The 5,616-nt window shown below is 66.3% G+C and carries 10 protein-coding genes; 1 reads left to right on the forward strand and 9 read right to left on the reverse strand.

What is annotated here, in order from left to right; all coding sequences use genetic code 11:
• The 9 genes from ELR45_RS42360 to ELR45_RS39320 all read right to left on the reverse strand — a co-directional run.
• Positions 1 to 44: hypothetical protein (locus ELR45_RS42360; protein ID WP_338069613.1), on the reverse strand; the 44-nt coding region annotated here is incomplete at its 3' end.
• Between the two features lie 194 nt (positions 45 to 238).
• Positions 239 to 541, reverse strand: a complete 303-nt coding sequence (locus tag ELR45_RS39315) for a GNAT family N-acetyltransferase (protein ID WP_205857431.1) — start codon at positions 539 to 541, stop codon at positions 239 to 241.
• Positions 531 to 884, reverse strand: a complete 354-nt coding sequence (locus ELR45_RS27850; protein ID WP_165368164.1) for a DUF4158 domain-containing protein — start codon at positions 882 to 884, stop codon at positions 531 to 533. Before ELR45_RS27850 ends, ELR45_RS39315 begins: the two co-directional genes overlap by 11 nt.
• A 330-nt stretch (positions 885 to 1,214) precedes the next feature.
• A complete protein-coding gene (locus ELR45_RS27855; RefSeq protein ID WP_129669238.1) occupies positions 1,215 to 1,982 on the reverse strand; it encodes a VOC family protein in 768 nt (255 codons plus the stop codon).
• Positions 1,983 to 2,030: 48 nt separating this feature from the next.
• Positions 2,031 to 2,162 (reverse strand): hypothetical protein, encoded by a 132-nt coding sequence (locus ELR45_RS42195; protein WP_276320741.1) that lies wholly within the window; start codon positions 2,160 to 2,162, stop codon positions 2,031 to 2,033.
• A 264-nt stretch (positions 2,163 to 2,426) separates the two neighbouring features.
• Positions 2,427 to 3,233, reverse strand: coding sequence for an alpha/beta fold hydrolase (locus ELR45_RS27860; RefSeq protein WP_165368181.1), 807 nt, complete (start codon positions 3,231 to 3,233; stop codon positions 2,427 to 2,429).
• A 206-nt stretch (positions 3,234 to 3,439) separates the two neighbouring features.
• Positions 3,440 to 4,282 carry an ABC transporter permease gene (locus tag ELR45_RS27865; protein WP_129669240.1) on the reverse strand — a complete coding sequence of 281 codons (843 nt, stop codon included), beginning with the start codon at positions 4,280 to 4,282 and terminating at the stop codon, positions 3,440 to 3,442.
• A complete protein-coding gene (locus ELR45_RS27870) occupies positions 4,279 to 5,244 on the reverse strand; it encodes an ATP-binding cassette domain-containing protein (RefSeq protein WP_129669241.1) in 966 nt (321 codons plus the stop codon). Before ELR45_RS27870 ends, ELR45_RS27865 begins: the two co-directional genes overlap by 4 nt.
• The gene (locus ELR45_RS39320; RefSeq protein ID WP_205857394.1) at positions 5,211 to 5,429 is read right to left on the reverse strand and encodes a hypothetical protein; all 219 of its coding nucleotides are present in this window, start codon (positions 5,427 to 5,429) and stop codon (positions 5,211 to 5,213) included. The genes ELR45_RS27870 and ELR45_RS39320 overlap by 34 nt, the downstream gene beginning before the upstream one ends.
• Before the next feature lie 50 nt (positions 5,430 to 5,479).
• Between ELR45_RS39320 and ELR45_RS43010 the strand changes: the two genes are divergently transcribed.
• Positions 5,480 to 5,616, forward strand: a 137-nt coding sequence (locus ELR45_RS43010) for a winged helix-turn-helix transcriptional regulator (protein WP_205857427.1), incomplete at its 3' end; no start/stop codon positions are given.

Genomic DNA, 5,616 nt, shown 5'->3' on the forward strand with positions numbered 1-5,616 from the left:
TCGTCGGTGGAGCAGCGGGCGTAGCCGATCATGGTGTCGGGCATGGCCCGGAGTGTACGGTTAGCCCCCGACAATCGGGATTTTCACCGTACGGGGTATCTGCAACACGGCAGGTCACGGTCAGGGCGATCGGGCTGCGCCGCTACCGAGTGTACGTAAGGGGTTCCTCAGCGGACGCAGTTCATGTTGCTGCTACCAGTGTCGTTCTCCGAACCTCGCTGGCAGCCGGATGTCTCGGTCAGGTGGTCTGCATGAGTCTCAGCGAGACGTAGGTCGAGAAGCCTGCGCGTCGTGCGAAGCGGACGGATCGACGCTCGTACTTTGTGAATCCGAGCTTGGCGTACAGCTTGAGGGCAGGCGTGTTTGTGTCCTTGATGTCCCGTAGGACGTACTCCTCGTAGCCGGGCAGAGCCAGCAGGTGCTGCATGAGAGCCGTCGCCACCCCGGGTCCCTGGTAGGTGGGGTGAGTAGTTACGAACCCGATCTCGGCGAGGCCCTCCTGTGCGTCGGGAAGGCCACCGAGAAACTGGCTACGGATCACCAGGTAGCTGATCGTGCCGTGGATGAGTCCCAGATGGTGCCGGATCTCCCGCCACTTCGGCGGGAAGCACTCCTGTTCTTGCTCGGTGAGCGTGGCGACGCCGCGGGGCGCCGTCCGAGAGGGCGACGTAGAAGCGGTCGACGAGAAATGCGTCCGCGGTGACGTGCAGGTGCTCGGCCAAGTACGCCACCGCGGACGGCGGCACCTCACCCGCCACGCTCGGGAACCGCGCCGCGATCTCGAAGAATTTCAACAACACCGCGAAGCCAAGCCGCGTCGCACCGGTCTTGTTGCCCACCAGCGTCCACGACGCGACCAAGTCCTGTGCCGACCACTCCAGCACGCAGATGATCAACGCCCCCTACACCGGCGCCGTCATCCGCATCGATCCCATCGGGCATTACCTCGCCGCAACAAGACCGTCGCAAGGGACAGCAACATGAGACCCGTTGTGACGGTGATCACAGGGCCGTGTCGGGTACGGCGACGATCCGGGACCACGGCGGTGATCGCCCGTGTGATTGAAGCAGGCGATGCCGATGGGCGGTGCAGGCACGTCCACCCTGACTATGGTGCCTGGCCGACCTCGGTCTCACCTTGTCGAGGAGGTCCACACCGACGACATCCACGCGCGTCTTGCCGAGCTCGACCACTCGGCCAGCTGACCGCCGGTTCAGCTCGTCATCGCCGCACCGACATCGAACTCCGTGCCGAACGGGTCCGTGATGTTCGCGACCCGCCCGTAGATCATGTCGTAGGGCTCGGCCGAGGTCCCACCCGCGTCGACCGCTCGCCGCGCCGCCGCATCGGCGTCGTCCACCTGGAACAAGGTCCCCCAACGGGACTTCGTGGCCTTTGGGTCACCGGCGATGCCGCCGATCTCGTGGCCATCCGGTCTGCGCAGGAACGTGAAGTCGAGCTCGGGCATGTCCGGGTTGGCATCCAACGTGTAGCCGAAGACCGCGACGTAGAAGTCGCGCGCGGGCCCGGATTCCGCGGTGACCAGGTCGTTGCGGAGCAGGGCGTTCGGCTCGTTGACGATCTCGCAGCCGATGTGGGCACCGGCCTGCCACAGTCCACACTGCGCACCGGTGGTGTCCTTGATGATCGCCGTCCGGCCCTGGTCCAGCACGTCCATCGGACCGGTGATGATCGAGCCGCCCGCGTCCCGCGCTCGGGCGGCCGCGGCGTCACAGTCATCCGTCGCGAAGAAGACGTTCCACCAGAAGTCCGTGGCGTCGGGATCGGGGTTCGGCCTGATGGCCGCGACGGGTCTGCCCCGTAGCAAGCACTGGGTGTAGTGGCCGAACTCCGCCGGTCCCACATCGAACTCCCAACCGAACAACGCGCCGTAGAAGGTCATCGCGCGGTCGAGATCCGGGATGCCCAGGTCGATCCAGGTCGGTGTGCCAGCCGGCTGCTTGGTGGTCAGCTCGCTCATCGTCTCTCCTTGTCGCGTCCCCATCTTGTCCCGCATGACCCCGGAACCTTAAGAGGTCATGTCGCCCGCGTTCACGGACGCCGGTCCTTCTTCGAGGTCGACGACCTCCAGCGCGGCAGCGATGTCAGGGTGATCCTGGGGCGAGAGCGGCTTGATCTCCCGGGAGGCGCCTTTCTGCACGCAGGCTTAGTTCGCTGCTGGCGTCGTTGACGACTTCCCGGGGTGAGTCCGTGCGCTGGCTGCCCAGTTGACGAGCTCGCGGCAAGGTCCGCGTCATCGGCGCACCCGTCATGGGGAAGGGATCGCAGGCTTGCAGATCGCGTTCGCGCCAACACGCGGCGAGACTCCGGAACTCAGGAGTCGCCGCTCACCGATCGATGCTGACGTGGCCGATGGGCCTGCGTTCCGAAGCGACCGACGGTCGCGACCTGATCAGTCGACGGGCTACTGGTTGAAGAACGTCTTCAGTACACGGGCCATGAGTTCGGGGGCGACGACGTGTCCCTGCCCGTCGAGCGTGTGTCGTTCGGTCTGGGGGGTGGCAGCGGCTATCGCTTTCGCGGCGCGGTCGAAGAAGTCGGTCGGGAGGCCCGCCATCTGGGGCTCGGTGATCGGACCCTCGGTGGTCACCAGGACCGACTGAGTGATGCGGGCAAGTCGGTTCGTGGGGATCTTGTAGTCATTGAGGACCACGGCGTCCTTGACGAGCGTGTGGGCGAGCGCGACGGACGAGGCCCAGTTCGGGTGTTGTTTGCCAGCCGCGATGTCCGCGTCGGGTCCGCCGGTAAGCCTCACGAACAGTTCCAGGAGCTCCTCGTCCCGGCCGGCTTTGTATGCCTCGTGGGTGTCCGCGATGTACTGGTTGAACCTCGGCCGCAGGTCGTCCCCGATCGCGTACGGCACATCCCACACCGCGATCTTGTCGATCGCCGAACCTGCCGCTGCTGCCTCCAGCGCGAGGGCGCCGCCAGATGAGGCGCCGTACACGTGAACTGAGCCGCCGGCTGTCGCAATCAGCGCGTCGAGGTCTTCCACCTCCCGCGCCACGGCGTACGGCGGTGTATTGCCGCTGGCGCCCCGGCCGCGTCGTGCGTAATTGTAGACCGTGAAATGGTTGGCAAGGAGCCGGGCCAGCGGCGCGTTCTCAGCGCCGTCGTCTAGGGTGCCGCCGACGAGGATCACCGCCGGGCCAGTGCCTTTCCGGTCGTAGGCGATCCTCGTACCGTCGGCGGACGTCACACGAAGTGTCATCTCGTTCACTGCTTCTCTCCATTTCTCGATGCGTGGTCGTCACCGTCGGAGCATGTCGACCAGGATTGAGTTACGTGGGCTGCCCCCTCCGTCACTTGCACTTCGGGCCGGTTTCGGGAGTTCCGGGCTTGGTACCGGTGATGGCGTTGGCCGAGTGGGCCGGGTTGTCGGAGTTGATTTCGACCAAGTGCTCGCGGTAGCGGCATCTACTTCTTGTTGCGGTAGAGGACCATGGTGATGGGACCGAAGACCGCGACGAGAAGTACGGACGAGACGAGCACCCAGCCGATTTCCCCGGCGGGCACCGAGCCGTGCATCAGGCCGCGTACCACGGTCGCCAGGTGGGTGATCGGGTTGACCTCGACGACCGCCTGCAACCACCCGGGCATCGTCTTCGGGTCCACGAAGATGTTGCTCACGAACGTCAGCGGGAACATCACCATCATGCTGACCCCCGCCACCGAGTTCGGCGTGCGCAGGATCAGGCTGAGCATCGTCCACAGCCACGACAGGCAGAACGAGAACACCAGCAGCAGCACCACCGAGAGCACCACCCCGACGGCGCCACCCTCCGGCCGGAACCCTAGGACCAGGCCGAGCGTGATCACGATCGCCGACCCGATCGAGTAGCGCATCACATCGCCGAGCAGGGCGCCGACCAGCGGCGACGGTCGCCACACCGGAAGTGACCTGAACCTGTCGAACACCCCCTTCTGGATGTCGGTGTTCAGCGTAATGCCAGTGTTCATGGTGATCATGACGTTCGCCTGCACCAGGATGCCGGGCAGCAGGAACTGCAGGTACTCCTGAGTCGACCCGGCGAGCGCGCCACCGAACAGGTAGGTGAACATCAGCGTGAACATGATCGGGAACATGGTCACGTCGACGAGCTGCTCCGGGACGTGTTTGATCTTCAGCAAAGCGCGCCAGCCGAATGTCAACGAGGTGAGCACCGGACCGGGGCTAGACGGCCGCTCGCCGGCCAGCACACTGCGCAGCGCGTCCTCGGTGACCGGCGCCGACGCCTGTTCTGCGGACGTGGCATTCATGCGGCATCCTCCTCGGGTGTCTCCTCGGCGGCGTGTCCGGTCAGGGCGAGGAACACCTCGTCCAGGCTCGGCTGACCGAGCGCGAACTCGGTGACGTCGATGCCGCTGCGGGACAGCTCGGCGAGGGAACGGGCGACCCGCTCGGGGTCGGAGATCCTTGCGGACAGCGCGGCCGGGTCGGCGGAGGGCTCGACCTGCACCTCGAGGACGCCGGCGAGGACCCGTTCGGCCTCGGCCCGCTGCTCGGGCGCACGTAGCCGTACGTGCAGCGAGCCGGCGCCGACCGATGCCTTGAGCTGGCCGCTCGAGCCCTCGGCGATCACCTTCCCGTGGTCGATCACCGCTATCCGGTCGGCCAGTTGGTCGGCCTCGTCGAGGTACTGCGTGGTCAGCAACACGGTGGTGCCCTCGGCGACCATGCCCCTGACGATCTCCCAGACCTGGTTCCTGCTGCGCGGGTCGAGCCCGGTCGTGGGCTCGTCGAGGAAGATCAGTTCGGGGGTGACGACCAGGCTCGCCGCGATGTCGATGCGCCGGCGCATCCCGCCGGAGTACTTCTTCACCTGCCGGTCGGCCGCCTCGGCAAGACCGAACGCGTCGAGCAGGTCGGCCGCCCGCTCCCTGCCTCGGCGGCGTGAGTAGCCGAGCAGCCTGGCGAGCAGCAGCAGGTTCTCCACGCCGGTGAGGTCCTCGTCGACCGACGCGAACTGCCCGGTGAGGCCCACCCTGCTCCGCACCGCCCGGGCGTCACGCACGACGTCGTAGCCGAGCACTTGCGCCTCTCCGGCGTCGGGGTGCAGGAGCGTGGCCAGCATGCGGATCGCGGTGGTCTTGCCCGCCCCGTTCGGACCGAGCACGCCGTACACGCCCCCGGCGCTCACGGCCAGGTCCACACCGGCGACCGCGTGGGTCTTGCCGAAGCTCTTCTTCAACCCTCTCGTCTCGATCGCGAGCTTTCCCATGGGTTCGATTCCTTCTCTCGGTGTTGCGAACGGATTAGTTGAGCAGGGAGCGCGGCCAGCGCCTCGGCGAGTGGGGCGTTCTCCGTTCCGTCGTCGAAACTGCCGCCGACCAGGATCATCGGGGGCCCGTCGCCGTGCCGTGTGTAGCCGATGACGGTGCCGTCGGCGGAGGTCACAGCGTTCATACTCCTAATTTAGTAGCATTCACACCTGTTGTGCAAGTACACTCGGGTGCATGAGCAAGAAAAGGCTGTTCGACGACCCCTGCGGCATCGCGCGAGCGCTGAACGCGGTCGGCGAGCGGTGGGCGTTGCTCGTCGTGCGGGAGCTGGTCTTCGGCCCGAAGCGCTACTCCGACCTGCACCGCGGGCT

The sequence above is a fragment of the Phytoactinopolyspora endophytica genome, from assembly GCF_004138495.1.
Taxonomy (GTDB): domain Bacteria; phylum Actinomycetota; class Actinomycetes; order Jiangellales; family Jiangellaceae; genus Phytoactinopolyspora; species Phytoactinopolyspora endophytica.

What these genes read in the sequence shown, in the direction of transcription:
- ELR45_RS27855 (WP_129669238.1), bottom strand. Translation starts at nt 1,982, where the DNA reads ATGAGCGAGCTGACCACCAAGCAGCCGGCTGGCACACCGACCTGGATC.
- ELR45_RS27860 (WP_165368181.1), bottom strand. Translation starts at nt 3,233, where the DNA reads ATGACACTTCGTGTGACGTCCGCCGACGGTACGAGGATCGCCTACGAC.
- ELR45_RS27865 (WP_129669240.1), bottom strand. Translation starts at nt 4,282, where the DNA reads ATGAATGCCACGTCCGCAGAACAGGCGTCGGCGCCGGTCACCGAGGAC.
- ELR45_RS27870 (WP_129669241.1), bottom strand. Translation starts at nt 5,244, where the DNA reads ATGGGAAAGCTCGCGATCGAGACGAGAGGGTTGAAGAAGAGCTTCGGC.
- ELR45_RS39320 (WP_205857394.1), bottom strand. Translation starts at nt 5,429, where the DNA reads ATGAACGCTGTGACCTCCGCCGACGGCACCGTCATCGGCTACACACGG.